Origin of the sequence: Chromobacterium paludis (assembly GCF_008275125.1) — a bacterium.
GTDB classification, from domain to species: domain Bacteria; phylum Pseudomonadota; class Gammaproteobacteria; order Burkholderiales; family Chromobacteriaceae; genus Chromobacterium; species Chromobacterium paludis.
Map to the genome: position 1 here is coordinate 2,544,647 of NZ_CP043473.1, position 24,819 is coordinate 2,569,465.

Annotated in this window: 19 protein-coding genes; 15 read left to right on the forward strand and 4 right to left on the reverse strand. The window is 65.9% G+C overall.

Translation table 11 applies throughout. The features are described from left to right. Nucleotides 1–40 precede the first annotated feature (40 nt). The 3 genes from FYK34_RS11870 (at nucleotide 41) to FYK34_RS11880 (ending at nucleotide 3,630) form a co-directional block, all read left to right on the forward strand. The gene (locus FYK34_RS11870) at nucleotides 41–2,665 is read left to right on the forward strand and encodes a glycoside hydrolase family 15 protein (RefSeq protein ID WP_168209726.1); all 2,625 of its coding nucleotides are present in this window, start codon (nucleotides 41–43) and stop codon (nucleotides 2,663–2,665) included. Beyond that, entirely contained in the window at nucleotides 2,662–2,997 is a 336-nt protein-coding gene (locus FYK34_RS11875; protein ID WP_196782487.1) for a hypothetical protein, read from the forward strand. Before FYK34_RS11870 ends, FYK34_RS11875 begins: the two co-directional genes overlap by 4 nt. Nucleotides 2,998–3,102: 105 nt before the next feature. Continuing rightward, the gene (locus FYK34_RS11880) at nucleotides 3,103–3,630 is read left to right on the forward strand and encodes a GNAT family N-acetyltransferase (RefSeq protein ID WP_149296733.1); all 528 of its coding nucleotides are present in this window, start codon (nucleotides 3,103–3,105) and stop codon (nucleotides 3,628–3,630) included. A gap of 53 nt (nucleotides 3,631–3,683) precedes the next feature. Here the strand turns inward: FYK34_RS11880 and FYK34_RS11885 are convergent, their stop codons facing one another. Further along, complete coding sequence (locus FYK34_RS11885) at nucleotides 3,684–5,951, reverse strand: nitric-oxide reductase large subunit (RefSeq protein WP_149296735.1); 2,268 nt, start codon at nucleotides 5,949–5,951, stop codon at nucleotides 3,684–3,686. Between the two features lie 229 nt (nucleotides 5,952–6,180). Then, entirely contained in the window at nucleotides 6,181–7,308 is a 1,128-nt protein-coding gene (locus FYK34_RS11890; RefSeq protein WP_149296737.1) for a nickel/cobalt efflux transporter, read from the reverse strand. 116 nt (nucleotides 7,309–7,424) lie between these two features. On the opposite strand from FYK34_RS11890, the gene FYK34_RS11895 reads away from it, so the two are divergent. The 7 genes from FYK34_RS11895 (at nucleotide 7,425) to FYK34_RS11925 (ending at nucleotide 18,235) form a co-directional block, all read left to right on the forward strand. After that, the gene (locus tag FYK34_RS11895) at nucleotides 7,425–7,697 is read left to right on the forward strand and encodes a metal/formaldehyde-sensitive transcriptional repressor (RefSeq protein ID WP_149296739.1); all 273 of its coding nucleotides are present in this window, start codon (nucleotides 7,425–7,427) and stop codon (nucleotides 7,695–7,697) included. Nucleotides 7,698–7,786: 89 nt separating this feature from the next. Further along, a complete protein-coding gene (locus tag FYK34_RS11900; protein ID WP_149296741.1) occupies nucleotides 7,787–8,404 on the forward strand; it encodes a TetR/AcrR family transcriptional regulator in 618 nt (205 codons plus the stop codon). Between the two features lie 74 nt (nucleotides 8,405–8,478). Beyond that, the gene (locus FYK34_RS11905) at nucleotides 8,479–9,219 is read left to right on the forward strand and encodes an NADPH-dependent oxidoreductase (RefSeq protein ID WP_149296743.1); all 741 of its coding nucleotides are present in this window, start codon (nucleotides 8,479–8,481) and stop codon (nucleotides 9,217–9,219) included. Nucleotides 9,220–9,249: 30 nt separating this feature from the next. Then, nucleotides 9,250–10,356 (forward strand): alkene reductase, encoded by a 1,107-nt coding sequence (gene nemA / locus FYK34_RS11910; RefSeq protein WP_149296745.1) that lies wholly within the window; start codon nucleotides 9,250–9,252, stop codon nucleotides 10,354–10,356. A 173-nt stretch (nucleotides 10,357–10,529) separates the two neighbouring features. Further along, the gene (locus tag FYK34_RS11915) at nucleotides 10,530–12,599 is read left to right on the forward strand and encodes a prolyl oligopeptidase family serine peptidase (RefSeq protein ID WP_149296747.1); all 2,070 of its coding nucleotides are present in this window, start codon (nucleotides 10,530–10,532) and stop codon (nucleotides 12,597–12,599) included. A gap of 159 nt (nucleotides 12,600–12,758) precedes the next feature. Continuing rightward, nucleotides 12,759–17,312, forward strand: coding sequence for a response regulator (locus FYK34_RS11920; protein WP_149296749.1), 4,554 nt, complete (start codon nucleotides 12,759–12,761; stop codon nucleotides 17,310–17,312). Beyond that, nucleotides 17,309–18,235, forward strand: coding sequence for a diguanylate cyclase (locus FYK34_RS11925; protein WP_149296751.1), 927 nt, complete (start codon nucleotides 17,309–17,311; stop codon nucleotides 18,233–18,235). Before FYK34_RS11920 ends, FYK34_RS11925 begins: the two co-directional genes overlap by 4 nt. Here the strand turns inward: FYK34_RS11925 and FYK34_RS11930 are convergent. Both FYK34_RS11930 and FYK34_RS11935 read right to left on the reverse strand, forming a co-directional pair. Next, complete coding sequence (locus tag FYK34_RS11930) at nucleotides 18,232–19,404, reverse strand: SpoIIE family protein phosphatase (protein ID WP_149296753.1); 1,173 nt, start codon at nucleotides 19,402–19,404, stop codon at nucleotides 18,232–18,234. The two genes, FYK34_RS11925 and FYK34_RS11930, sit on opposite strands and share 4 nt — an antisense overlap. Nucleotides 19,405–19,623: 219 nt before the next feature. Beyond that, nucleotides 19,624–20,715 carry a M35 family metallo-endopeptidase gene (locus tag FYK34_RS11935; protein WP_149296755.1) on the reverse strand — a complete coding sequence of 364 codons (1,092 nt, stop codon included), beginning with the start codon at nucleotides 20,713–20,715 and terminating at the stop codon, nucleotides 19,624–19,626. Nucleotides 20,716–20,975: 260 nt separating this feature from the next. Here FYK34_RS11935 and queC point away from each other — a divergent pair, with 260 nt between their 5' ends. The 5 genes from queC (at nucleotide 20,976) to FYK34_RS11960 (ending at nucleotide 24,810) form a co-directional block, all read left to right on the forward strand. Next, a complete protein-coding gene (gene queC / locus FYK34_RS11940; protein WP_149296757.1) occupies nucleotides 20,976–21,677 on the forward strand; it encodes a 7-cyano-7-deazaguanine synthase QueC in 702 nt (233 codons plus the stop codon). Between the two features lies 1 nt (nucleotide 21,678). Further along, nucleotides 21,679–22,698, forward strand: a complete 1,020-nt coding sequence (locus tag FYK34_RS21230) for a 6-pyruvoyl trahydropterin synthase family protein (protein WP_149296759.1) — start codon at nucleotides 21,679–21,681, stop codon at nucleotides 22,696–22,698. 194 nt (nucleotides 22,699–22,892) lie between these two features. Continuing rightward, nucleotides 22,893–23,528, forward strand: coding sequence for a 7-carboxy-7-deazaguanine synthase (gene queE / locus FYK34_RS11950; protein WP_149296761.1), 636 nt, complete (start codon nucleotides 22,893–22,895; stop codon nucleotides 23,526–23,528). A gap of 678 nt (nucleotides 23,529–24,206) precedes the next feature. Further along, the gene (locus tag FYK34_RS11955) at nucleotides 24,207–24,458 is read left to right on the forward strand and encodes a BufA1 family periplasmic bufferin-type metallophore (protein WP_149296763.1); all 252 of its coding nucleotides are present in this window, start codon (nucleotides 24,207–24,209) and stop codon (nucleotides 24,456–24,458) included. 91 nt (nucleotides 24,459–24,549) lie between these two features. Continuing rightward, nucleotides 24,550–24,810, forward strand: coding sequence for a BufA1 family periplasmic bufferin-type metallophore (locus tag FYK34_RS11960; RefSeq protein WP_149296765.1), 261 nt, complete (start codon nucleotides 24,550–24,552; stop codon nucleotides 24,808–24,810). The last annotated feature ends 9 nt before the right edge of the window (nucleotides 24,811–24,819 follow it).

Consider the following 24,819-nt stretch of genomic DNA (forward strand, 5'->3'; position numbering starts at 1 on the left):
GTAGGCCAACCTGCCGTACTACAAAGTGGAGACAACAACCATGCGTAAACCGTCCCTGATGCGCCCCGCCTTGCTGGGCGTTTTGATCGCCAGCCTGTTCAGCCCGCTATCCCACGCCGGGGAGGCCTTCGGCGCGCCCGGCTCCACGCCGGCCCGAGGCCCGGCAGCCAAATCCTTCCTCGGCACCGCCGTCGGCAGTCCGTCCAAGGTCTATTTCACCGGCTACCGCGGCGTCGTGTCCGAGGTGTACTACCCGGTGCTGGACACGCCCGAATCGGTGGACCTGCAGTTTCTGGTGGGCGACGCCAAGAAGACGTTTGTCGACGAGGAGAAACGCCAGGCCTATTCCGCCAGCCAGAGCGACGCCCGCACCATGAGCTGGATCGCCAGCACCGGCAACGCCGGCCACAACTGGCAGATCAGCAAGCGCATCTTCGCCGACCCCAACCATGACACGCTGATCCAGCGCGTGACCTTCACCGCGTTGAACGGCCACACCGTGGGCGACTTCAATCTCTACGTCCTGTTCAAGCCCTATCTGGACAACGCCGGCAGCGGCAACACCGCCCAGACCGTGGCGGCCGCCGGCGGCTACGCGCTGGCCGCCAGCCACAACAGCCGCGCCTCCGCGCTGATGGCCAGCCAGCCCTGGAAAACCGTCAACGGCCAGCCCATGCTGTCCAACGGCTTCGTAGGCCAGAGCGACGGCTGGACCGATTTGGTGGGCAGCGGCGACAACACCATGGACTGGACCTACAGCTCCGCCAGCAACGGCAATGTGGCGCAGACCGGCTGGCTGGATCTGGGCGATCCGAGCGCCACCAGCGTGTCCTTCGACATGGCGCTGGGCTTCGGCGCCAGCCAGAGCGACGCCGTCAACAGCGCCGCCGCCTCGCTGGGTTCGGACCTTACAGCCGCGCAGCAGCAATACGACAACGCCTGGCACGCCTACGCCGCCGGCCTGTCCACTCAGGGCGGCCTGGCCGACGACCGCTACTACCTGGCGGCGATGACGCTGAAGACCATGCAGGACAAGAGCAACGGCGCCATGATCGCCGGCATCGGCACGCCATGGGGCGAAACCCAGGGCGACGCCAACCAGGGCGGCTACCACCTGGTGTGGCCGCGCGACCTGTTCAAGTTCGCCAACGCGCTGACCACCGCCGGCGACACCGCCACCGCCACCACCGTAGTCAATTACCTGTTCAACACCCTGCAGCAGACCAGCAACTGCGGCGCGGCCGAATACAACGCCGCCGGCTGCGCGGCCGGCTACAGCCGCGTCGGCCGCTTCCCGCAGAATGCCTGGGTCAGCGGCTGGCCGTACTGGCAGGGCACACAGATGGATGAGCAGGCCATGCCCATCCTGCTGGCCTGGCGGCTCGGTTCTGCCGTGTCCAATCCGCTGTGGCCCAAGATCAAGCTGACCGCGGACTACATCGTGTCCACCGGCCCGTGGAGCTACCAGGAGCGCTGGGAAGAGAACTCCGGCTACTCGCCGTCCACCCTCGCCGCCGAGATCGCCGGCCTGGTGGCCGCCGCCGACATCGCCCGCAACAACGGCGACGACGCCAGCGCCGGCCGCTACCTGGCCGCCGCCGACTACTGGCAGCAAAACGTCGCCGCCTGGACCTATACCACCAGCGGCAGCTTCGGCAACGGCAGTTACTATGTCCGCATCAATCCAGCCAGCCGCGCCGGCAGCGGCACGGACCGCGCCAGCTTCAATCCCTCCGCCGGGCCAGACACCCCGCAAACGCTGACGCTCAAGAACGGCGGCGGCAGCCACGACGCTCGCCGCGTGGTGGACGGCGGCTTCCTGGAACTGGTGCGCATGGGCGTCAAGCGCGCCAACGACCCCACCATCGTCAACACCATCAATGTATTCGACACGGTGTTGGGGCAAAGCCTGGCCCTGCCTGGCGCACCCGCCCTGCCATACAACGCCTGGTTCCGCTACAACTTCGACGGCTACGGCGAGCACAATGACGGCAGCGACTTCAACGGCAGCGGCGCCGGCCGCCTGTGGCCCATCTTCACCGCCGAGCGCGGCATGTATGAGATCGCCCGCCAGGGCAGCGCCTCCGCCGGCCAGCCCTACTTCGCCACCTTGAAGCTGCTGACCACGCCGGAAGGCATGCTGCCGGAGCAAGTCTGGTCCAACAACGCCACGCTGCCGGACGGCTGGACGGTAAGCACGCCGGCCGGCTACCAGCCCGGCACGCCGACCAAATCCATGGCGCCGCTGAACTGGGCGATGGGCGAATACATCAGCCTCTTGGCCTCGATCCACGCCGGCAAGGTGGTCGACATTCCGCAGGTGGTGTGCGCGCGCTACAACAACTGCCGCGCCGCGCCCCAAGCCGGCGAGGTGCCGGTCAGCATCAGTGTGACCGCCAATACGCAGTGGGGCCAGCAGGTCTACATCACCGGCAACGCGCGCGCCTTGGGCAACTGGAACACCGACCTGGGCCTTCCGGCGGATGCGGCCAATTACCCGGTATGGCAAAACGGCGTCAACCTGCCGGCCGGCCAGCAAATCGCCTACAAGTACTACCGCAAGAACGCCGACGGCAGCGTGACTTGGGAGAACCTGTCCGGCAACCGCAGCCTGCAGACGCCGGCCAGCGGCAGCCTCAGCCTGAATGATCAGGTGAGCTGGTGATCCCGCGCCGCGCCAGGCCCGCCGTCCTGCTTTTGATCGCGGCGGCGGCCGGCGGCGCGGCCTGGCGGCTGTGGCCGGCGGAGGCGCCCGCCCCCCCTCCTCCGGCTGCGGCGAAGCCGCCTCCGGCCGCCTTGCCCGCTCAGCCCATCGTCCATCAGGCGACGCCGGCCCAGCCCTGGCATCCGCCCTCCCGCCCCGCCTTGCCGCCGGTGAAAAAAGGCGGCGACAGCTGGCGGCCGGAAGCCGCGCCGGTGGTGGCCAAAACGGAAGTCCAGCGCGGCGCGCCGGACATCCCGGACGCGCAGCCGCTGCCCAGGCCGCCCGCCCCCTGACTCAGCCATCGCCCCAGGCCCGGTTCAACCGGGCCTTTTTCTTGCTTGCTCCGCCTGGACGCATATCCAAGATCCATCGCAGGACCAGACATAAGGAGAATCAAGATGGCGCAAAGGGAAATCTTCGCACTGGACGCCGAGCAGGCCGAAGCCTGGCTGCCCGAGCTGGCCGAGCTGCTGCACGCCTGCGTGCATGACGGCGCCAGCATCCATTTCGTGCTGCCGTTTTCCGTGGCGCAAGCCGCCGCCTTCTGGCGCGACAAAACCCTGCCCGGCGTCGCCGGCGGCGGCCGCGTGCTGCTGGCCGCGCTGCTGGACGGAAGGCTGGCCGGCAGCGCGCAGCTGGACTGCGACACCCCGCCCAACCAGCCCCACCGCGCCGAAGTCTGCAAGCTGCTGGTGCATCCGGACTGCCGTCGCCAGGGCATCGCCCGCGCGCTGATGGCCGAACTGGAAAACCAGGCCCGGCGGCGCGGCCGCAGCCTGCTGACCTTGGACACCGCCAGCGGCGACAAGGCGGAGCCGCTCTATCTGTCATTGGGCTATCAAGAAGCCGGCCGCATCCCCGGCTACGCCTGGGACGGCCGCGGCGAAAAACTGCAAGCCACCACGCTGATGTACAAGACGCTGTAGACGCGAAAAAGCCGGGCACGCCCGGCTTTTGCTGTGGGTAAAAAGTCCTCCGCTCACACGCCTTGCCCAGCCAGCGCCTTCTTGCCGCCCCAGCCCAGCAGCCGCAGGGCGAAGCGGCCCAGATACAGCACGCCCAGCGCGAACACGATGTCGCCCGGCACCCGCAGCCACACCAGGTTCTGCATCAGCGCCGAGTGCACCACCTCCGGCGAACGCGCGTACCACAGGCCGTACGTCACGCTGGCCCAGGCCTGGTAGATGCCGGACGGCAGGATGGACAAGAACACCATCATGAACAGGCCGATATTGAGCAGCCAGAACATCGGCTTCAGCAGGCGGTTGTCCCATAACTCGGCCTCGGACACGCCGCGCAGGCAGAACAGCATCAGGCCGATGCCCAGCATGCCGTAGACGCCGAACAGCGCCGCGTGGCCGTGCGCCGGGGTCATGTTCAGGCCCTGCACGTAGTACAGCGAGATGGGGGGGTTGATGGAGAAGCCCAGTAGGCCGGCGCCCACGGTGTTCCACACGCCCACGGCGACGAAGCACAGGATGGCCCACTTATAACGCTCCACCCACGGCGCGGCGCCGCTGCGGCGGTAAGTCTGCCAGCCCTCGAAACCCACCAGCGCCAGCGGCACCACTTCAAAAGCCGAGAACACCGCGCCGACGGCGATCACCGCGGTGGAGGCGCCGGTGAAATACAGGTGGTGCAAGGTGCCCAGGATGCCGCCGAACAGGAAGACGATGGTTTCCAGCACGATGGCGCGGTTGGCGCTGCTCATGCGGATCAGGCCCAGCCGCGCGAAGATCAGCGCCACCACGGCGGTGGCGAATACTTCGAAGAAGCCTTCCACCCACAGGTGGACCAGCCACCAGCGCCAGTACTCGATCATCGAATAATGGGTGTGTTGGCCCCAGGCCAGCGAGGTGGCATAGAACAAGCCGATGCAGGTGGCGGACAGCAACAGCATGGAAATCAGGCTGCGGCCCTCGGTCTCTTTATTGCGCAGCGCCGGCAGCAAGGCGCGCGCCACCAGGAACAGCCAGAACAACAGGCCGACGAACAAGAGGATTTGCCACACGCGGCCCATGCTGGTGTAGGCCAGGCCCTGATTGCCAATCCAGAAGCTGAAATCCGTGCCCAGGCGCTGCAAAGTGCCTACCCAGCCGGTGACGGTGGAGCCGACCACGATGAAAATCAGCGCCCAGAACAGTACGTCCACGCCTAGTTTCTGGTATTTGGGTTCATGGCCGGACAGCAGCGGCGCGATATACAGGCCGGTGGCCAGCCAGGCGGTGGCGATCCACAACACGCCGAACTGGGTGTGGATGGTGCGGCTCACCACCCAGGGCAGCACCTCGGCCAGCGGGATGCCAAAGAAACTGTGGCCCTCCACCGCGTAGTGGGCGGTAATGGCGCCCATGCCCACCTGGGTCAGCAGCAGGCCGATCACCACATAGAAATACTTGCGGGTGGCGCGCATGGACGGCGTGGCCTGGAGCTTGCGCAGCGGATCGGCGTCCGGCACTTGCGCGGGCTCCTCGCCTTCGCCGGCGGCCATGTGGTACCACACCATGGCGGCGATGCCGGCCAGCATCAGGATCACGCTGGCGATGGACCACATGCCGTTGGCGGCGGTGGGCGCGTTGCCCACCAGCGGCTCGTGCGGCCAGTTATTGGTGTAGGACAGGCCGGTTTCGCCCGGACGATCCGCGGCGGCGGACCAGGCGGACCAGAAAAAGAAGGCCGCCACCGCTTCGCGGTCGGCTGCCGCCGGCAGCGAATTGGCGCTCATCGCATACTGCTCGCGCAGCGTGTCGAAGGCCGGGTCCGTACCGTACAGGCCTTCATAGTGCGCGGCCACTTGGCGCGCGGCGGCGGCGCGTTCCGCGCTCAGCGTCAGCGTGTCATGGGCCGCGTCATAACCGTTGGCGCGCATCTCGCGGCGCAGTTCTGCGTCCAGCATGCCTTGGCGGCCGACATCGAGCTGGGCGTAGCTTAGGTTGAAGCGTTGCTTGGCCCGGTTTTCACGCAAGGCCAGCGCCTCGCGGTGCAGCCAGTCGGCCGACCAGTCCGGCGCCACGTAGCTGCCGTGCCCCCACACCGTGCCCAGTTGCTGGCCGCCGGACGACAGCCAGGCCTGCTGGCCGCGGCGGATCTGCTCGCCGGTGAACAGCACCTTGCCGTCCGCGCCCTGCACCACGGATGGAATCGGCGGCGCCGATTGGTAGATTTCCTTGCCCATATACAGCAGGACAGAGAACGACAGCAGGCAGATCAATGCCAGCCATCCCCATAGTCTTCGCGTGTTTTTCATGTTTGCTCCCTCGCAGGGCCTCCCAAAATGGCGTCATTAAGGTGCATGTTATATACATCTTCAAAAGATGCATACCGCTTACATCTTTTCGCATGATCCAAATCAAGAAGCCAAGCGGCAGCGCTTGCCAACTCACACCGCCCCAGCCCGTCACTTTCCCCCCCCACGCGCAAAATAAAAGGCGGCCGCGCCCAAGCGCCAGCCGCCCCTCTTCTTTTACAAACCAGGCTCAGCCCAGCTGGCTCCAGCCCGACCAGCCCAGGTACACGCCCACCAGCATGATCAGCGCGCCGGAAATATACGGCGCCTTGCGCACCCAGTCGCCGAAACCGCTCCAACGCCGCGACACATGCTTGACGCTGAGCGCGGCCAGCACGCCGGACGCCACCATGGTCAGGGCCAGGCCTATGCTGAAGCACAACACCAGCGTGGCGCCCAGCGCCACCTGCTTCAGTTGCAGGCACAGCAGCAGCACGGTGATGGACGCCGGGCACGGCACCAGGCCGCCGGTCAGGCCAAATACCACGATCTGGCCGGTGGTCACCTCCCGGCCGGCAAAGCGGCGGCGGATATCGTTGGCGTGCGCCAGCTCGTGCGGGTCCTGGTAGCCGGGCGCGGACACATCCAGCCCGGCGTATTCATCCACCGCGTGCGCATGCCCATGCTCGACGAACTCCACATCGTAATCATGGCTGTGATGGCCATGACCCAGCTGTAGCCGCGCGACAAATTCATGCGGCTCCGGCACCTCTTCCACGGACTCGAGATAGCCCCCGGCGTCGCGGAAAGAAAACGCCTGCCGCGAGCCATCCGCGCGTGCCGCCTCCAGCGAGACTTGCGCGGCGCGCCAGCCCAGCTTGCGGCCATCGGCCGCGCTCAGCCGGAAGCGCGGCGGTACGCCGGTTTCGAAGATTTCCAGCGCGACCACACCATGGCCGGTATCGATGCGCTTGGCCTCATCGTGGCCGTGCTCATGCTCGTGGTGGTGGTCATGGTGGTCGTGATGATGGCCGTGCCCGCTGTGGCGCCAGGTGCGCCACATCATCCATGCGGCCACCGCCATCACCAGCGCCGCCGACGCCATCTGGAAGTACGGCTCCGCGGTTTCCGCGTTCCAGCTGCGGCCGAAATGCAAGCCCAGCATCGCCACCAGCCACACCACGGCGGTATGGGACACCGTGGCGGCCAGGCCCAGCAACACGGCCTGGCGCACCGTGCCGCGAACGGCGACGATGAAGGCCGCCATCATGGTCTTGGAATGGCCAGGCTCCAGCCCATGCAAGGCGCCCAGCGCGATGGCGCTGGGCAGGAACAGCCAGGCATTGCCTTGCTGCAGCAAAGTCGCAAAGGAAGTCACTATCGTTTCCGTGGAGAGTCGCAATGCCGCGCATTGTACTCCCCCCCAGTATCAAAATACTACCCCCCAGTATCCAGCATGCTAAGATCGGCGCATTGAATACGGAGACTTTGACGATGTCGCATACGGTACGGGACAAGGCCAAACTGCTGGCGCGGGTGCGCAGGCTGCAAGGCCAGGCCGCCGCGCTGGAGACGCAGCTGGAAAACGATGGCGATTGCTCAGCCATCCTGCAACAGATCGCCGCCATCCGCGGCGCGGTCAATGGCTTGATGCTGGCGGTGATGGAAGGCCATCTGGCGGAGCATGTGGTGCGGGAGCCGGAGCTGGCCCAGCGCCAGCAAGACCTAGACGCCGTGCTGCAGGTGCTGCGCTCCTATCTGAAATAAGCGCGCCGCTGTGCGTCAGACGCAACAGTTTGGCCGGAGTTTGAAGCCGCGAGCTTGAAACTAGACGACCGGTCTAGTACAGTCCACCCATGTCACGAGCCAACCATTCCGCAGACACCCGCGAGCACCTGCTGGCCACTGGAGAAGCCATCATCCAGGGCAAGGGCTTCGCCGCCGTCGGACTGGCGGAAATACTTTCCACCGCCCGCGTGCCCAAGGGGTCGTTCTACCATTACTTTCCGTCCAAGGAAGGCTATGGCGTGGAGATGCTGCGCCGCTACTTTCTGAATTACGACGAAAGACTGGTGATGCTGCTGCGGCCGGAAGCCGGCAACGCCCGCGACTGCCTGCTGACGTATTTTCAGGGCTGGGTGGACAATCACCAGTGCACCGAACACAGCCACACCTGCCTGGCGGTGAAGCTGGCGGCGGAAGTGTCCGATCTGTCCGAGCCGATGCGCGAGATGCTGGCCGAAGGCATGGGCCGACTGATAGCCCGGCTGGCCGACGCCATCCGCCGCGGCCAGGCGGAAGGCAGCCTGTGCACCTATCTGGAACCGGACGAGCTGGCCGCCAGCCTGTACAGCCTGTGGGTGGGCAGCGCACTGTTATATAAGGTGATGCGCTCGCGCCAACCTATGTTGAACGCGCAACGATTGACTGAAACCATGCTGGTGCAGCCCGACGGCGCCAGCTGCACGCGATAAGAAGCGCCCGCCGCATACGGCGGGTTTTCTTGGGATTTAAACTAGACGACTGGTCTACTCAAACGGAGTCCATCATGAACGAAACCCTGCAACTGATGCACAGCCACCGCAGCGTGCGCAGCTATCAAGACCGGCCCATCGCGCCGGACATGCTGGACGCGGTGCTGGACGCGGCCTGGAAGGGCCCCACCTCGATCAACGGCCAACAAGTTTCGCTGGTGGTGGTGCAAGACGCCGAACGCCGCAGCCGCATCGCCGAAATCGCCGGCGGCCAGCCCTGGATCGCCCAGGCGCCGGTATTCGTCGCCCTCGTGGTGGACTTCCACAAGACTCGCGTCGGCGTGGAAATGGCCGGCGAGCAGCAAGTGATACACAACAGCGTCGAAGCCTTCGCCGTGGGCGCGGTGGACGCCGGCATCGCGCTGGGCAACCTGATCACCGCCGCCCATGCCGCCGGCCTGGGCGCGGTGCCCATCGGCGGCATCCGCCGCGACCCGCAAGCCATGATAGAACTGCTGGAGCTGCCGGCGCTGACCTTCCCCATCGCCGGCGTGGCCCTGGGCCACATCCAGGACAACTCCGCGCAGAAGCCGCGCCTGCCGCGCGACAGCTTCGTCCACCGCGAGCGCTACCAGGCGGACAGCCTGCCTGGCCACATCGCCGCCTACGACGACACGCTGCGCCAGCACTGGCAAACCATAGGCCGCGCCGACGGCGAGCCGTGGAGCGACAGCATCGCCCGCTTCTACCGCCAGGTGTACTTCCCCAAGGTCGCGCCGGCCGCGCGCGCCCAGGGTTTTGGTTTCGAGCTGTAAGCCACTGATAGACTTCAAGAGGAAAGACACATGCAAGCCGACAAACTGTTCACCCCGCTGCAAATGGGCGCCGTCACGCTGGCCAACCGCGTGGCCATGGCCCCGCTGACCCGCCTGCGCAACATCGAACCGGGCGACGTGCCCGGCCCGCTGGCCAAGGAATATTACGTTCAGCGCGCCAGCGCCGGCCTGATCGTGGCCGAAGGCACCCACATCTCGCCCACGGCCAAGGGCTACGCCGGCGCGCCGGGCATCTACAGCGAAGATCAAGTGAACGCCTGGAGCGACATCACCGCCGCCGTGCATCAGGCCGGCGGCAAGATCGCGCTGCAACTGTGGCACACCGGCCGCATCTCGCACCGCTCGCTGCAGCCGGGCGGCGACGCGCCGGTCGGCCCGTCCGCCATCCAGGCCGACAGCCGCACCAATATCCGCGCCGCCGACGGCAGCCTGGTACGCGAACAGTGCGACACCCCGCGCGCGCTGGAAACCAATGAAATCCAGGACCTGCTGGAAGACTACCGCCGCGCCACCGACAACGCGCGCCGCGCCGGCTTCGACCTGGTGGAAATCCACGGCGCCCACGGCTACCTGCTGGACCAGTTCCTGTCGCCGCAAGCCAATGTCCGCACCGACCAATACGGCGGCAGCGTGGAAAACCGCGCCCGCCTGCTGCTGGAAGTAGTGGACGCCGTGGTGGCGGAATGGGACGCAGACCACGTCGGCATCCGCATCTCGCCGCTGGGCATCTTCAACGGCGTGTCCAATACCGACCAGCTGGAAATGGCGCTGTACCTGGCCGAGCAGCTGGCCAAGCGCAAGCTGGCCTTCCTGCACATCTCCGAGCCGGACTGGGCCGGCGGCCCGGTGCTCGACGACGGCTTCCGCGCCGAGCTGCGCCAGCGCTATCCCGGCGTGATCATCGGCGCCGGCGGCTACACCGCCGAGAAGGCCGAGACGCTGCTGCGCAAGGGCTATATCGACGCCGCCGCCTTCGGCCGCAGCTATATCTCCAACCCGGACCTGGTGGAGCGCATGAAGCTGAACGCGCCGCTGAACCCGCCGCAGCCGGAAACCTTCTACGGCGGCGACGCCCGCGGCTACACCGACTACCCGACGCTGCAACCGCAAGCCTGATAGACCGCCACTCCGCACCAGCCCGGCCCCGCCGGGCTTTTCTGCGTCAAGCATCATGACAAAAGGTTTTAATTCGCGTTACAGTCGGCGTTCGACCGCCCTCGCCCGGTCGACGCTACAACAGGCGGGCTGCACGCAGACCGCGGCAAGCTCGCCCCACTCAGGAGAACATCATGAAGACCCGACTGCTCGCGACCGCCGCCATGATGCTGGCCGCGCACAGCCAAGCCGCCACCGACCCCTATCTGTGGCTGGAAGACATTCAAGGCAAGCAGGCCCTGGAATGGGTACACCAGCAAAACGCCATCACCGTCAAGGAGACCCAGGGCTGGAAAACCTTCCCCAGCCTGAAGCGCGATATCCTGTCCGTGCTCGACTCCAGCGCCCGCATCCCCGGCATCGAGAAAATCGGCGAACGCTACTACAACTTCTGGCGCGACAGCCAACATCCCCGCGGCATCTGGCGCAGCACCACGCTGGATGAATACCGCAAGGCTGACCCGGCCTGGGAAACCGTGCTGGACCTGGACGCGCTGGCCAAACAGGAAAAAGAAAACTGGGTGTGGCAGGGCGCGGACTGCGTCAAGCCGCAACAAGACCGCTGCCTGATCCGCCTGAGCCGCGGCGGCGGCGACGCCGCCGTGGTGCGCGAGTTCGACCTGCCGGCCAAACGCTTCGTCGCCGACGGTTTCGTCGTGCCCGAGGCCAAGAGCGAGGTCAACTGGCGCGACCGCGACACGCTGTACGTGGCCACGGACTTCGGCAAGGGCAGCCTGACCGACTCCGGCTATCCGCGCATCGTCAAGCAATGGCAGCGCGGCCAGCCCCTGGACAAGGCGGCCATCCTGCTCGAAGGCAAGCCCAGCGACATCTCGGTCGGCGCCTACCGCGTGCACAGCGCCGGCCGCCATTACGATGTGCTCAGCCAAGGCACCACCTTCTTCAGCAACGACATCCTGCTGCAGCGAGACGGCAAGTGGCAGAAGCTGGACAAGCCCGGCCACGTGGAAGCCAGCTTCCATGCCGACTGGCTGCTGCTGAAGCCGCGCCAGGACTGGACCGTGGGCGGCCATGACTGGAAGGCCGGCAGCCTGCTGGCCATCAAGCTGGACGACTACCTGCAAGGCAAGCGCGACTTCACCGCCTTGTTCCAGCCTACCGCCTCCACCTCGCTGGCCGACAGCGCGGACACCCGCGACGCGGTCATCCTGACCCTACTGGACGACGTCAAGAGCCGGCTGGTGGAATGGACGGTGCAGGACGGCAAGTGGCGGTCCCGCGCCGTGGCCGCGCCCGGCTACGGCAGCATAGAAGTGCGCCCGGTGGACAGCGACAACTCCGACGACTACTTCTTCACCTTCGCCGACTTCCTGACGCCGACCACGCTGTCGCTGGCCCATGCCGGCAGCGACGCGCGCGAGTCCTTGAAACAGCAGCCGGCCTTCTTCGACGCCAGCCCCTACCGCATCCAGCAATTCTTCGCCCGCTCCGACGACGGCACGCGCGTGCCCTACTTCGTGGTGGCGCGCAAAAATATCAAGCTGAATGGCAAAAACCCGACGCTGCTCTACGGCTACGGCGGCTTCGAAGTTTCCATGACGCCGTACTACAGCGGCACCCTGGGCAAGGCCTGGCTGGAACGCGGCGGCGTCTATGTGCTGGGCAATATCCGCGGCGGCGGAGAGTACGGCCCGGCTTGGCACGAGGCGGCGCTGAAGCACAAGCGCCAGAAGGCCTATGACGACTTCTCCTCCATCGCCAAGGACCTGGCGCGGCGCGGCATCGCCAACGCCCGCCACCTGGCGATCAAGGGCGGCAGCAACGGCGGCCTGCTGATGGGCGTGATGCTGACCAAGTATCCGCAGCTGTTCCACGCCATCGTCTGCCAAGTGCCGCTGCTGGACATGAAGCGTTACAACAAGCTCTTGGCCGGCGCCAGCTGGATGGACGAATACGGCAATCCGGACCTGCCGGAGGACTGGGCCTATATCAAGCGCTACTCGCCGTACCAGAACATCCGTCCCGGCACGCATTATCCGGCCACGCTGTTCGCCACCTCCACGCTGGACGACCGCGTCCACCCCGGCCACGCCCGCAAAATGTACGCCGCGATGAAGGCCATCGGCGCAAACGTGCATTACTACGAGCGCACCGAGGGCGGCCACGGCTCCGCCGCCAACCACGAAGAAGAAGCGCGCATCGCCGCGATGGAATACGCCTTCCTCTGGCACCAGCTGCGCTAAGACCCGCCAAGCCGCCCCGCCCCGTTCTGCGGGGCGGCTATCCCCTCCTCGCGGGCCGCGCCAGCGGCCCGATGCAATTGGAATGGCAAGGGCAGTTTCCTATAATGGTTGTGGCCAGCGGCCCAGCCGCACGCCCCGACCCGACCTCAGGAGTCGCCCTTGCCCAGCCTCTTTCCGCTCCGCCTCACCCGCCTGGAATGGCGTCTGATCGCCAGCTTCCTGCTAAGCGCCTTGATCGTCACCGCGGTGGTGGTCACGCAAACCGGACGACACCAGCGCCAGCAACTGCTGGCGACCTATCAAACTCGGCTGGGCTATGTCTCGCAAACCCGCAACGCCATCCTGCGCCAGCAACTGGATCAGCTGGAACGCGACGCGCGCTTCCTGAGCGCCACCCCGCCTATCGCCGGCATCATCCGCGCCAGCGCCAAGCAAGGCTTTGATCAACAAGAAAACACCACGACAGACATATGGCGTAAAAGACTAGACACCATCTTCAGCGCATTTTTGCAAGCCAATCCAGACATCTCGGCGCTCCGCCTGATCGGCGCCAAAGATAACGGCAAGGAGCTGGTGCGCGTGGAGCGCGATCCCTACGGCGCCATCCGCGTGGTGCCCGATGCGCAATTGGCGCGGCGCGGCGGGCGCGACTACGTGGCCGATGCCCTACGTCTGCCGCCAGGCCAAGCCTACTTCTCCGATTTCGTCATGGGCTCCCACCACATCGGCCGCGACGGCCCGCCCCCCGTCCCCACCATCCATGTCGGCATGCCCGTCCATGATGGAGAGGGCCGCGTCTTCGGCGAAGTGCTGATCCATTACAACGCCACGCGCTTGCTCGGCTCGCTGACGCGCAACATCCCCGTGGAGCTGAATCTCTACCTGACGGACCAGCAGGGCAATTATCTGCTGCAGCCCGATGCGAGCCGGACTTTCGGCGCGGAAAAAGGCCGCGTCTGGCGCTGGCAGGACGACTTCCGTCCGACCACCATAGACCTAGGCCAGCCCGCCTCGCTGCGCGCCTTCGACTCGCCCTACGGCGTCGCCTACGCCCACTCGATCCAAGTGCCGTTCTCCAGCAGCCAGCCAGACCATTACAGCAAGCTGTTCGTCGTGCTGCCCGACAGCGTGGTGGAGACCATGGCTGCCGACGCGCGGACCTCCGCCCTGCTCAATACGCTGGGCGTCTTCCTGCTGCTGGGCGTGCTCTGCGGACTGTATTTCCGCAAGTTCCGCCAGGCCGCTTTCCGCCAGGCCGAACTGGCGGCCATTGTGGAAAGCTCCAGCGACGCCATCATCGGCTGCACCCTGCAAGGCCGCATCATCAGCTGGAACGCCGCCGCCGCGCGCCTGTTCGGCCAGCCCACCGGCCAGGCCATGGGCCGCCAGCTGGACGATATGCTGCCGTACGCCGGCGCCCCCCTCCTGCCCCGGCTGCTGAGCGCCTGCCAGGACGATGACCGCCCCCCTTTGCGCCTGACCCTGCCGCAGGCCGACGGTTCGGCGCGGCAACTGGACATCGCGGTTTCGCCGATACGCTATCGCCGCCAGGAGGCCGGCGGCATATCGCTGACCTTGCGCGACGTCACCCAGCAGGAAGCGGCGGAAAAGCGCGTGCGCGAACTCAACGCCTCGCTGGAGCAGCAGATCGAGGAACGCACCCGGCAATTGCGCGTCTACTCCTCCATGCAAAACGCCATCCTAGCCCACGCCGGCTACGCCATCATCGCCGCCGACGGCGAAGGCGTGATCACCCTGTTCAACCCCGCCGCGGAGCGCATGCTGGGCTACCCCGCCGCCGAGATGATAGGCCGCCGCAGCCTGGCGCACTTTCACTGCGCGGAAGAGTTGGCCGCGCGGGCCATCCAGCTGTCTCATGAACTGGGCGAAACCATAGGCGCCGATGCCGAGGCCATCGTCGCGCCGGTCTGGAGCCAAGCTACCGATGAGCGGCAATGGACTTATATCCGCGCCAACGGCGAGCGCTTCCCGGTGCAGCTGACCGTTTCCCGGCTGGAGAACGAGGCCGGCGAAGCCGCCGGCTACCTGGCCATCGCCTCCGACATCACCCAGCGCCTGCAGGACCAGCGCAACCTGGAGTCGACCCGCGACCAATTGATCAAGGCGGCCGAAGTGGCCGAGCTGGGCATCTGGAGCTGGCGCCTGGACAGCGACACGCTGGAATGGAACGACCGCATGTTCGACATCTACGACATCCCGCGCTCCTTCCGCGACTTCGGCCTCTATTACAACCACTGGCGCGCGCGCATCCATCCCGACGACATCGCCGAAACCGAATTCCTGCTGCAGCAGTCGCTGGAAAACGGCAGCAGCTTCAGCCACACCTTCCGCATCGTCTGCCAGGACGGCAGCACCCGCCACGTGCAGGCGGCGGCGTTGATGGAGCTGTCGGCCGAAGGCAAACCCTACCGCATGATGGGCATCAACCGCGACATCACGCTGGAGCGCGAGCAGGAAAACTGGCTGCGCGCGGCCAAGGCCGCCGCCGACAGCGCCAATCGCGCCAAGTCTGACTTTCTGGCCAATATGAGCCACGAAATCCGCACGCCGATGAACGCCGTGCTCGGCATGCTGCAATTGCTGAGGCAAAGCCGGCTGGACGCGCACCAGGCCGACTACGCGGACAAAGCCGCCGCCGCCGCCCACACCCTGCTGGGCATCCTCAACGACATCCTGGATTTCTCCCGCGTGGAGGCCGGCAAGCTGACGCTGGACCCGCATCCGCTCAGCCTGGACAAGCTCTTGCGCGACGTGGGCGTCATCCTGTCCGCCAATGTGGGCGCCAAGGACGTGGAAATCTTGTTCGAGCTGGACCCCGCCCTGCCCGACGCCATCGTGGCCGACTCCCTGCGCCTGCAGCAAATCCTGATCAACCTGTCCGGCAATGCCATCAAGTTCACCGACAAGGGAGAAGTGGCCCTCTCCGCGCGCTTGGCGGAACGGGAGGGGGAGCGCGTGCGCATCGCCTTCGCCGTGCGCGACACGGGCATCGGCATCACGCCGGAGCAATGCCAGCGCATCTTCGAAGGGTTCTCCCAGGCGGAGTCCTCCACCGCGCGCCGCTACGGCGGCTCCGGCCTGGGACTAGCCATCAGCCAGCGCCTGGTCTCCCTGATGGGCGGACAGCTGCGCGTAGCCAGCGAACCCGGCAAGGGCAGCACCTTCAGCTTTGAAATCGAGTGCGAACTGGCCACGGCCGCCGAACCAGCCCCCTCTGCCGGCATCGTGCCCATGCGCGGCCTGCGCTGCCTGGTGATAGACGACAACGACAGCGCGCGCCAGGCCCAAAGCGCCACATTGCGCGCCTTCGGCTGGCAGGTCGATGAAGCCGCCAGCGGCGAGGCCGCCCTGTCCATGTTGTCCGATCAAGCCGCCGGGCTGGACTACGACATCGTGCTGGTGGACTGGCGCATGCCGGGCATGGACGGCTGGCAGACCTGCGCCGAGCTGCGGCGTCTGGCCTGCGACAATCCGCCGCCGCTGATCATGATGATCACCGCCTACGCCCGGGAAATGCTGCAGCAGCTCGATCCCGCCCAGTCCAGCATCGTCGACCGTTTCCTGATCAAGCCAGTGACGCCGTCCATGCTGTTCGACGCCATCGCCGACGCGCGCGCCCACCGCGGCCTGCGCGAAGCGCTGCCCCCCCGCGACGCGGGCCAAGGCCCCCGGCTGGCCGGCCTGCGCCTGCTGCTGGTGGAGGACAACCCGACCAACCAGCAAGTCGCGCGCGAACTGCTGAAAAACGAAGGGGCCGAGGTGGACGTGGTGGACTGCGGCCAGGCCGCGCTGTCGGCGCTGGCCAACCCGGCATCCCGCTACGACCTGGTGCTGATGGACATCCAGATGCCCGATATGGACGGCTACGAAGCCACGCGCCGTCTGCGCGCCCGCCATGCCGCCGACGCGCTGCCCATCGTCGCCATGACCGCCAACGTGATGCCGACCGATCGCGAGCGGGCGCTGGCCGCCGGCATGAACGACCATGTCGGCAAACCCTTCGATCTGGATCAGCTGGTCGGCGTGATCCTGCGCCTGGCTCGCGGCGACGCCCCAGACGGCGCGGCGCGGCCGGCGACGCCCCCCATCGTCCTGCCGGAAGGCGGGCGGCTCAACAGCCGCCAGGCGCTGGCTCGCTTTGGCGACAATGTGAAGATCTACTGCCATACCCTGCTCAGCTTCTGCGGCGAGGCGGAAGGGCTGCTGGTCAGCCTGCAGGGCCAGCGCAAGCAAGACCAGCGCCAGTCAGCCGTGCAGACGCTGCATACCCTGAAAGGCCTGGCGGCCACGGTAGGCGCGGAGCAACTGTCCGCCCTGGCCGCCGAGCAGGAGGCCATCTTGCGAGACCCGGCGCGCAGCTGGCCAGCGGACTACGATGCCTTGTGGCAGGCGGCGGAAGAGGCGGTGGCGGCGGCGCGGCAGCTGGCTGGCCAGCTGCTGCCCGCTCCCGCGGCGGAGGCCGCGCCGCCGGATGACAGCGAATTCCAGCATGAGCTGGCCAGTCTGCAGCGACTGCTGCAAGACTCGAACCTGCAGGCGCTGCAGCAATTCGACCAGATGCAGCAGCACTATCGGCTGGCCATGCCGCAGGCGCTGGGCCAGCTGGAAACCGCCATCATGCAGATGGACTTCGCCGCCGCGTCGCGCCTGTGCGAGGCGCTGCTCAAGCAACAGAAAGTGGATCAGACATGAACGAGCCGTCCTTCCTGCCCGTTCTTGGCCGACGCGGCCGCATCCTGGTCGTGGACGACCAGCCAGCCAACATCATGGTGGCGCACCAGATCCTGCAGCCGGAGCACGACGTTTTCATGGCGACGGGCGGCGAGCAAGCCATCGCCTTCTGTCAGGCCACGCCGCCAGACCTGTTGCTGCTGGACGTGGAAATGCCGGGCATGAACGGCATGCAGTTATGCCGACAACTGAAACAGGACCCCGCCATGCGGGACATCCCGGTCATTTTCGTCACCGGCCACCACGGACAGGAAGAGGAAATCGCCTGCTGGGAAGCCGGCGCCGTCGATTTCGTCACCAAGCCGGTCACCCCCATCACGCTGCGCAACCGGGTCAATGCGCACCTGATGCTGAAATATCAGGCCGACCAGCTTCGTGCAATGGCCTTCAGCGACGGGCTGACCGGCATCGCCAACCGGCGCCGTTTCAATGAAAAGCTGGAGCAGGCTTGGCGCCACGCGCTGCGCATCGGCAACCCGGTGTCGCTGATCCTGGCCGATATCGACTACTTCAAGAAATACAACGATCTCTACGGCCATAGCGCCGGCGACGATTGCCTGCGCCAGGTGGCGCAAACCCTGCGCGATCAACTGAACCGCTCTTATGATCTGGCCGCTCGTTTCGGCGGCGAGGAGTTCGCCTGCCTGCTGCCGGAAACCACGTTGGCGGGCGCCGTCTCGGTGGCCTTGAAAATGGAAGCCGCCGTGCGCGCTTTGAGGCTGGAGCATGGCGCCTCAGATGCCGCGCCCTGCGTGACCATCAGCCTGGGCGTCAGCAGCGTGATCCCGGACGAGGAAGGCTGCAGCCAGCGTCTGATAGAGCTGGCCGATAGCCAGCTTTATCTGGCCAAAGGCACCGGCCGCGCCCGGGTCTGCGGGGTCTAGCCCGGCCCAAGCGGCGGCGCGTCAGCCGGATGGCGAATCACCAGCAACGAGATGTCGTCGCAGGCCACGCCGCCCAGCATATGCGCCTTGGCCGCGGCCAGCACCGCCTCGCCTATGCGCGATGGCCAGCCCTGGCGCACCGCCGCTTCCACGCCGGGCAGGCCGAACATCGCGCCGGATCCATCCTTGGCCTCGGTAATGCCGTCCGAGCTGACTACCAGAACCTGGGACGGCTCCCAGGCCAGCGTCTGCATGGAGTCGTCGAAATCCTCAGCCGCCAGCACGCCCAGCGCCGGATGGCTGGACTTGCAGCGCGCGGCCACCTCGCCCTCCGCATCAAACAGCAGCACGCAGGGCACGCCGCCATTCCAGATGCGCAAGGCGCGACCGCCGGCTTCGAGGGCGATCAGCGCCGCCGCCACGAAACGGCCGCCGGGCAGCAGCCGGTGCAGTTTTCGATTGACCCCGCGCACGATCTCCTCCAGACCGCAGCCCGCTTCTGTCATCTCGTGAAAGCAGTCTATGGCCGGCAGCGCGCTGATGGCCGCGGTCAGCCCGTGCCCGGTGCAGTCGGCCAGCATCAGGTGCATGCCGCCCTCAGGCGTCGGGCAGATGAGGATCAAGTCGCCATTGAAGCCAGCCGCCGGACTCAGGTACTGCCAAACGTAAGGCGGCGCGGAGGTGCGCAGGCTGATCAGCCGTTCGATCAGCTCCAGCGCCAACTGCTGCTCGAATTCGTTGTCGCGGAAGTACTTTTCCAGCCGCTCCGCGTCCTGATTGATCTGGTTCTGCATCTCGGCGATGCGCAGGAAGACATGGATCTTGGCCGATAGCAGGTCGAAGCTGACTGGTTTGGCCAAGTAATCGTCGCCGCCGGCCTTCAGCCCCTGCACCACGCTTTCCAGTTCGTTCAGGCTGGTCAGGAAGATGATGGGCACCCAGTGTTCGCCAAACATCTGACGCAGCTCGGTCGTCGCCTGCAAGCCGTCCATTTCCGGCATGATGACATCCATCAGGACCAGGTCCGGCATGTGCTGGCGACAAAAAGCCACGGCTTCCAACCCGTTCTTGGCCGACACGCAGCGATAGCCCAGCTCCATGATGAACTGTTCGATGAAATAGCGGTTGGTCGCGCTATCCTCCACCAGCAAGATTGTCGTCGACGACATTCCACCCTCGCCCGCTGCAGCTGCTGATCGTCATTGGCCGGATCATTACGGCCCCGTCGTCTTGCGCGCCGGACAAGGCGCCTGTCCGCGCCCAGCCGGCCCACTCCTATAATAAGACTACCGCAAACAACTCACCAAGCCTCAACGCGACATGACGATGCAAACAGGCGCGGCAAAAAAGAATCCCCGCCAAGGCGGGGACGCTTCACTGCGGGACGCTTAAGGCTGATACGGGGTGTTCTCCGCGAAATATTCGTGGTTGTCAGCGTTGTTCAGCGCCTGGCTGGGACTGCTCTTGGCCAGCCGTTTCGCGCCGGATTGGCCGTAGACATGGTCTTGCGTGCCGGCCACCACGGTGAAGTGCGACAATTCATGCACCAGCGTGCCGCCCTTGGAGTCCGTCCCCTTGGTCGGCGCGTTCCAGAACGCGCCGCACAGATACACGGTGTAGGGTTGCGACGGATAGACATAAGCATAAGTGCCGCTGTCCGTGCAGCTGCAATCAAACTTGATCGGCTTGGTGTCCAGGGCGTCCTTGATCTTGACGTAGTGCGACTTGGCGGTGTTCCAGTTGGTTTGGCTGTATTTGCCGAACCAGGTGACGTAGCGTGTGGTCGCGGACGGCGCGCCGTTCAGATAGGCACTGGTCTCGTCGGCCATGGCGCTGGCCGCGGTATAGCCATCCTTGGATTGGGATTGCTGGCTGACCGAACAATTGCCGGCATAGCTGATGCCGCTGACGGCGCTGCGGCTCAAGACCTGCCATTCCTGCTTGGCGGCCTGCGAACGCAACAGCAGGGGGCTGATCTTGCCGCCGCTGGCCGCGCTCACCGCATTGGACACGATGGCTTCGTCCTGCGGCGCCGCCGACAAGGACTTGGCGCTGACGCCGGACGGCAAGCCGCCGTTCATCATGCGCGCGCTGCTGCTCTCGAAGCGGACATTCAGCTGGCCGCCCTTGGACAGGTCATAGTAATCGGACACCCGAACCTTGGCGTTCAAAGTGGCGCCCGGCGCCAAGGCCACGGTGTCGCGCAGCGACGGCACCACGCGCTTGTATTGCGGCCCCAGATATTCCACTGGCTTGCCGTCCACGCTCACGCTCAGGAAGCGTTCCTGCAATTCCTTGCCCGGCACATACCAGCGGTAGACGTGCAAGGTCTGCTTGCCCGCATTGCGGTAGGTCACGGTGACATCGACGTCCTGCCCGGCGCTGACGGCCGGCTGGCCGAGGCTGACCTGCAAATCCGAGGCGAATACGGAAGAAGCGAGCAACAGGGCTGCGGCGGCGATTGGCAATCTCTTGTCCATTTTTCCCCCTTTGTGGGTGTGTTATTTCCATTCAGTCACGAAAACGCATTTGTCATGCGAAATCCATTAATTGCACGAACTCGCCATGACGACAATCAAAAAAATTACCGCTCCCTGGATCACGCGCGCCAAGCACGCAGGAACTGTCGTATCAGCAACAACATCTGCGGGCTATAGTGCGGTAAAATCATGGGTTTGCCGCGCTGGGTGAGACCGATCCCAGCGCTCGACTCCAACCCTCGACTGTATTTCGACGGATCATGAATCAAACATCTGAAAAGGCCCTGGTCGTCCTGTCCGGCGGCCAAGACTCCACCACCTGCCTGTATTGGGCGCTGCGCCGTTTCGGCGCCGGCAATGTGGAGGCCGTCACCTTCGACTACGGCCAACGCCACCGCGTGGAACTGGACTGCGCGCGGAAAATCGCCGCCCTCGCCGGCGTGCGCCAGACCATGCTGCCCATCGACACTTTCGCCGCCATCGGCGGCAATGCGCTGACCGACGACGCCATCGCGCCGGAGGAAGGCGCGCGCGACGACGACGCGCTGCCTAACACCTTCGTGCCGGGCCGCAACCTGATATTCCTGACCTTCGCCGCCGCTTACGCCTACACCCGCGGCGCACGCCATCTGGTGACCGGCGTGGCGCAAACCGACTACTCCGGCTATCCGGATTGCCGCGAAAACACCCTCAAGGCGCTGGAGTTGGCATTGCGCCTGGGCATGGACAGCCGGGTGGAGCTGCACACGCCGCTGATGTACCTGAGCAAGGCCGAAACTGTGACCCTGGCGCAACAAGTCGGCGCCATGGAGGCTCTGGCCTGGAGCCATACCTGTTACAACGGCGAGGTGCCGCCCTGTGGCCATTGCGCATCATGCGAGCTGCGCGCCAAGGGTTTTGCCGAAGCCGGCGTGACCGACCCCCTCGTCGCGCGCTGCCAGGCCGAAGCGGAAGGAAGCTGACATGCATGCCTGCTATCTGATCGCCGGCGCCGGCTTCGAGGCGGCGCGGCAGCTTCCGGCCGACCATGGCAAAGCCTCCCTCCCGCATGGCCACAGTTTCCGGGTCACTGTCCGCAGCGAGGCCCAATACAGCGACGCCGCCTCGCTGGAGGCCGCCCTGCATGCCGCCGTCGCGCCGCTCGATTACTCCGATCTCAACGCGCTGCTAGCCGCCAGCGACGATCTGGCGCTGGCGCGCCACATCGCCAATGCCCTGCCCCAGCCGGCCGCCATCAAGTTGCAAGGCGCGCCGGATCATGGCGTGACGCTGGACGGCGAGCGCGCCTTCCGCTGGCTCGATGCCTCGTTCGAGGCAGCCCACCACCTGCCCCATGTGCCGGCGGGCCACAAGTGCGGCCGACTGCACGGCCATGGCTTCGGCGTGCGGCTGGTGGCCGACGCGTCCCGCTGCGGGGTGCGCGAACTGGAACACGCCTGGACGCCGCTGTTCCAGCGCCTGAACCATCGTTACCTGAACGACATTCCCGGCCTGGACAACCCCACCAGCGAAGTGCTGGCGCAGTGGCTGTATCAGGAACTGCGCCATATCCTGCCCGGCCTGGCCTGGGTGGAAGTGCGCGAAACGCATACCGCCGGCAGCCAATTCGACGGCAAGCGCTTCCGCATCTGGAAAGAGCAGCGCTTCGAAAGCGCCATGCCCTTCGACGAAGCCGGCAACTATACCGGCCACAGCTATCTGGTGCGCCTGATGCTGGCCGGCGACATCGACCGCGCCATGGGCTGGCTGCTGGACTTCGGCGACGTCAAGGACCGTTTCAAGCCCATCTACCGCCAGTTGGACCACAACCCACTGGACAAGCTTTCCGGATTGCGCCGCCACGACAACGCGGCGGTGGCGGAATGGATACACGCCCAGCTGTCGCCGCTGGTGCCGGAGCTGGATCGCATCGACCTGATGGAAAGCGAACGCGCCGGCGTGTCGCTGCACTTCCACCAGGACATGCGTTGGCCGCTGCTATAAGAAAAGTTGCAAAATTCACCAGGCGTCGATCAAAACCCGACGCGCCGCAGGCGGTATCATGAACGGAGCGGCGGGTGACGCGACGCAAGCGCGGCCCGCCTCCTACTGTTCGTTGCAAAGCGGAAACGCTCCCGCAGCCGCAGCCTTTATCGCCGTCGAGGCCCCGCCCTCGCCATCGACTCCGGGAACATGCCATGACTACCTATACCGTCAAGGAAATCTTCTACACGCTGCAAGGCGAAGGCCGCCAGGCCGGCCGGGCGGCGGTGTTCTGCCGCTTTGCCGGCTGTAATCTGTGGTCCGGCCGCGAAGAAGACCGCGCCAAGGCCGTTTGCCAGTTCTGCGACACCGATTTCGTCGGCACCGGCCCCGATGGCGGCAAGTTCGACAGCGCGCGCGCCCTGGCCGAACGCATCGCTTCCGAATGGCCGGACGACGCAGGCGGCGTCCGCTATGTGGTTTGCACCGGCGGCGAACCGCTGCTGCAGCTGGATGCGGAGCTGATAGACGCCCTGCACGCGGAGGGCTTTGAAGTCGCCGTGGAGACCAACGGCACCGTGGCAGCCCCGCCGGGGCTGGACTGGATCTGCGTCAGCCCCAAGGCCGGCGCTGAGCTGAAGCAACTGCGCGGCAACGAACTGAAGCTGGTCTACCCGCAAACGACTCAGATGCCGGAAACCGTCGCCCATCTGGACTTCGACACCTTCTACCTGCAGCCCATGGATGGCCCGGACTTGGCGGCCAACACCCGCGCCGCCATCGCCTATTGCCTGGCGCATCCGCGCTGGCGGCTATCGGTGCAAACCCACAAGGTGGTCAATATACGCTGAGGCCGCGTCAGCGGCTCTGCCCCCCGACCGCTGCAATGGCTGGCAACGACTGCCGGCCTTGAGCCGGCGCAAGCCCTGATTGAAACGCAAACGCGGGGCGCCCCCGGCCACGTGCGACCGATCATCAGGTATAGCGTGCGCCTACGGCGAGGCCGTGAAGGGCGAGTCGACGCCACGCATCCATTCCCGCCCCTGTCGCGGGCATAAGGCAACGTCGCGGCGCAATTACCCGCTTCCGTCTCCGCATGGCCGCGCCTCCGCGGCTGCCATAGCGGTTTAGGCTGGAGCAGCCCCGCCTGCTCCAGGGCCTCTGCCACGATGTTCGCCGACACGCCGCCGCCGGGCAGGGTCTCGCTGGGATACGGCGAAAACGCCCCGCTCACCCGCGTCAGCGGGGCCTCCCGCCATCACCAGCAGCACCACCCCGCCAGCAGCCAACATTGCATCGCTCTCCCTGCGCTTTTTCTGCGCGGCGCTATAAAGACAAAAACCGGACGCTTGCGCTCACCCGCACGTTAGCCGCCCATGCCATCCGGCTGCGTAAGAAATGCCAAGCCCGCCCGACTCAATGCAAGCGAGTCGGGATACACAAGATTCCCGCCGGCTCGCTGTAAGCTTTCGCCGCTTGAGGCGACCAATCGCCATCACCCACAAGGGTGTACTACCCAGGAGAACACCATGAATAGCCATAAGACTCTGCTCGCCTCCGCGCTCGGCGCCGTCATCGCCATCGGCGCGCTGTCCAGCATGCCGGCCGCCGCCGCCGACAAGGACCAGTGCTTCGGCATCGCCAAAGCCGGCCAGAACGACTGCAAAAACGCCGCTCATGCCTGCGCCGGGCAAGCCAAGGTGGACAACGATCCGACCGACTTCAAGCTGGTGCCCGCCGGCACTTGCCAACAAATGGGCGGTCAAAACAAGCCCATGTAATGCGCCCGGCTGGCATTCGCCGCCATTTTGATTACCATACCGCAAGACGCTTGGCGGCATCCGCCGCCGGGCAAAGACCAAGGAGTCAGACATGAAGCAGAACAAAGCCCTGATCGCATCCGCCCTCGGCGCCGTCATCGCCATGGGCGCGCTGAGCGCCGCGCCGGCCTCCGCCGCCGCCAAAGAAAAGTGCTACGGCATCGCCCAAGCCGGCAAAAACGACTGCGCCTCGGCCAACGGCACCCACTCCTGCGCCGGCCAGGCCAAGGTGGACAAAGACCCGGGCGACTGGAAATACGTCGCCACCGGCTCCTGCCAGCAAATGGGCGGCAACCTCGCTCCGCACAAATAATCCCGCAGG

Bases quoted from the DNA above. Each gene is read 5' to 3' on its own strand.
- FYK34_RS11915 (WP_149296747.1), top strand. From the start codon at position 10,530: ATGAAGACCCGACTGCTCGCGACCGCCGCCATGATGCTGGCCGCGCAC.
- FYK34_RS11960 (WP_149296765.1), top strand. From the start codon at position 24,550: ATGAAGCAGAACAAAGCCCTGATCGCATCCGCCCTCGGCGCCGTCATC.
- FYK34_RS11930 (WP_149296753.1), bottom strand. From the start codon at position 19,404: ATGTCGTCGACGACAATCTTGCTGGTGGAGGATAGCGCGACCAACCGC.
- FYK34_RS11900 (WP_149296741.1), top strand. From the start codon at position 7,787: ATGTCACGAGCCAACCATTCCGCAGACACCCGCGAGCACCTGCTGGCC.
- FYK34_RS21230 (WP_149296759.1), top strand. From the start codon at position 21,679: ATGCATGCCTGCTATCTGATCGCCGGCGCCGGCTTCGAGGCGGCGCGG.
- FYK34_RS11895 (WP_149296739.1), top strand. From the start codon at position 7,425: ATGTCGCATACGGTACGGGACAAGGCCAAACTGCTGGCGCGGGTGCGC.
- queC (WP_149296757.1), top strand. From the start codon at position 20,976: ATGAATCAAACATCTGAAAAGGCCCTGGTCGTCCTGTCCGGCGGCCAA.
- FYK34_RS11885 (WP_149296735.1), bottom strand. From the start codon at position 5,951: ATGAAAAACACGCGAAGACTATGGGGATGGCTGGCATTGATCTGCCTG.
- queE (WP_149296761.1), top strand. From the start codon at position 22,893: ATGACTACCTATACCGTCAAGGAAATCTTCTACACGCTGCAAGGCGAA.
- FYK34_RS11925 (WP_149296751.1), top strand. From the start codon at position 17,309: ATGAACGAGCCGTCCTTCCTGCCCGTTCTTGGCCGACGCGGCCGCATC.
- FYK34_RS11935 (WP_149296755.1), bottom strand. From the start codon at position 20,715: ATGGACAAGAGATTGCCAATCGCCGCCGCAGCCCTGTTGCTCGCTTCT.
- FYK34_RS11955 (WP_149296763.1), top strand. From the start codon at position 24,207: ATGAATAGCCATAAGACTCTGCTCGCCTCCGCGCTCGGCGCCGTCATC.
- FYK34_RS11880 (WP_149296733.1), top strand. From the start codon at position 3,103: ATGGCGCAAAGGGAAATCTTCGCACTGGACGCCGAGCAGGCCGAAGCC.
- FYK34_RS11905 (WP_149296743.1), top strand. From the start codon at position 8,479: ATGAACGAAACCCTGCAACTGATGCACAGCCACCGCAGCGTGCGCAGC.
- FYK34_RS11870 (WP_168209726.1), top strand. From the start codon at position 41: ATGCGTAAACCGTCCCTGATGCGCCCCGCCTTGCTGGGCGTTTTGATC.
- nemA (WP_149296745.1), top strand. From the start codon at position 9,250: ATGCAAGCCGACAAACTGTTCACCCCGCTGCAAATGGGCGCCGTCACG.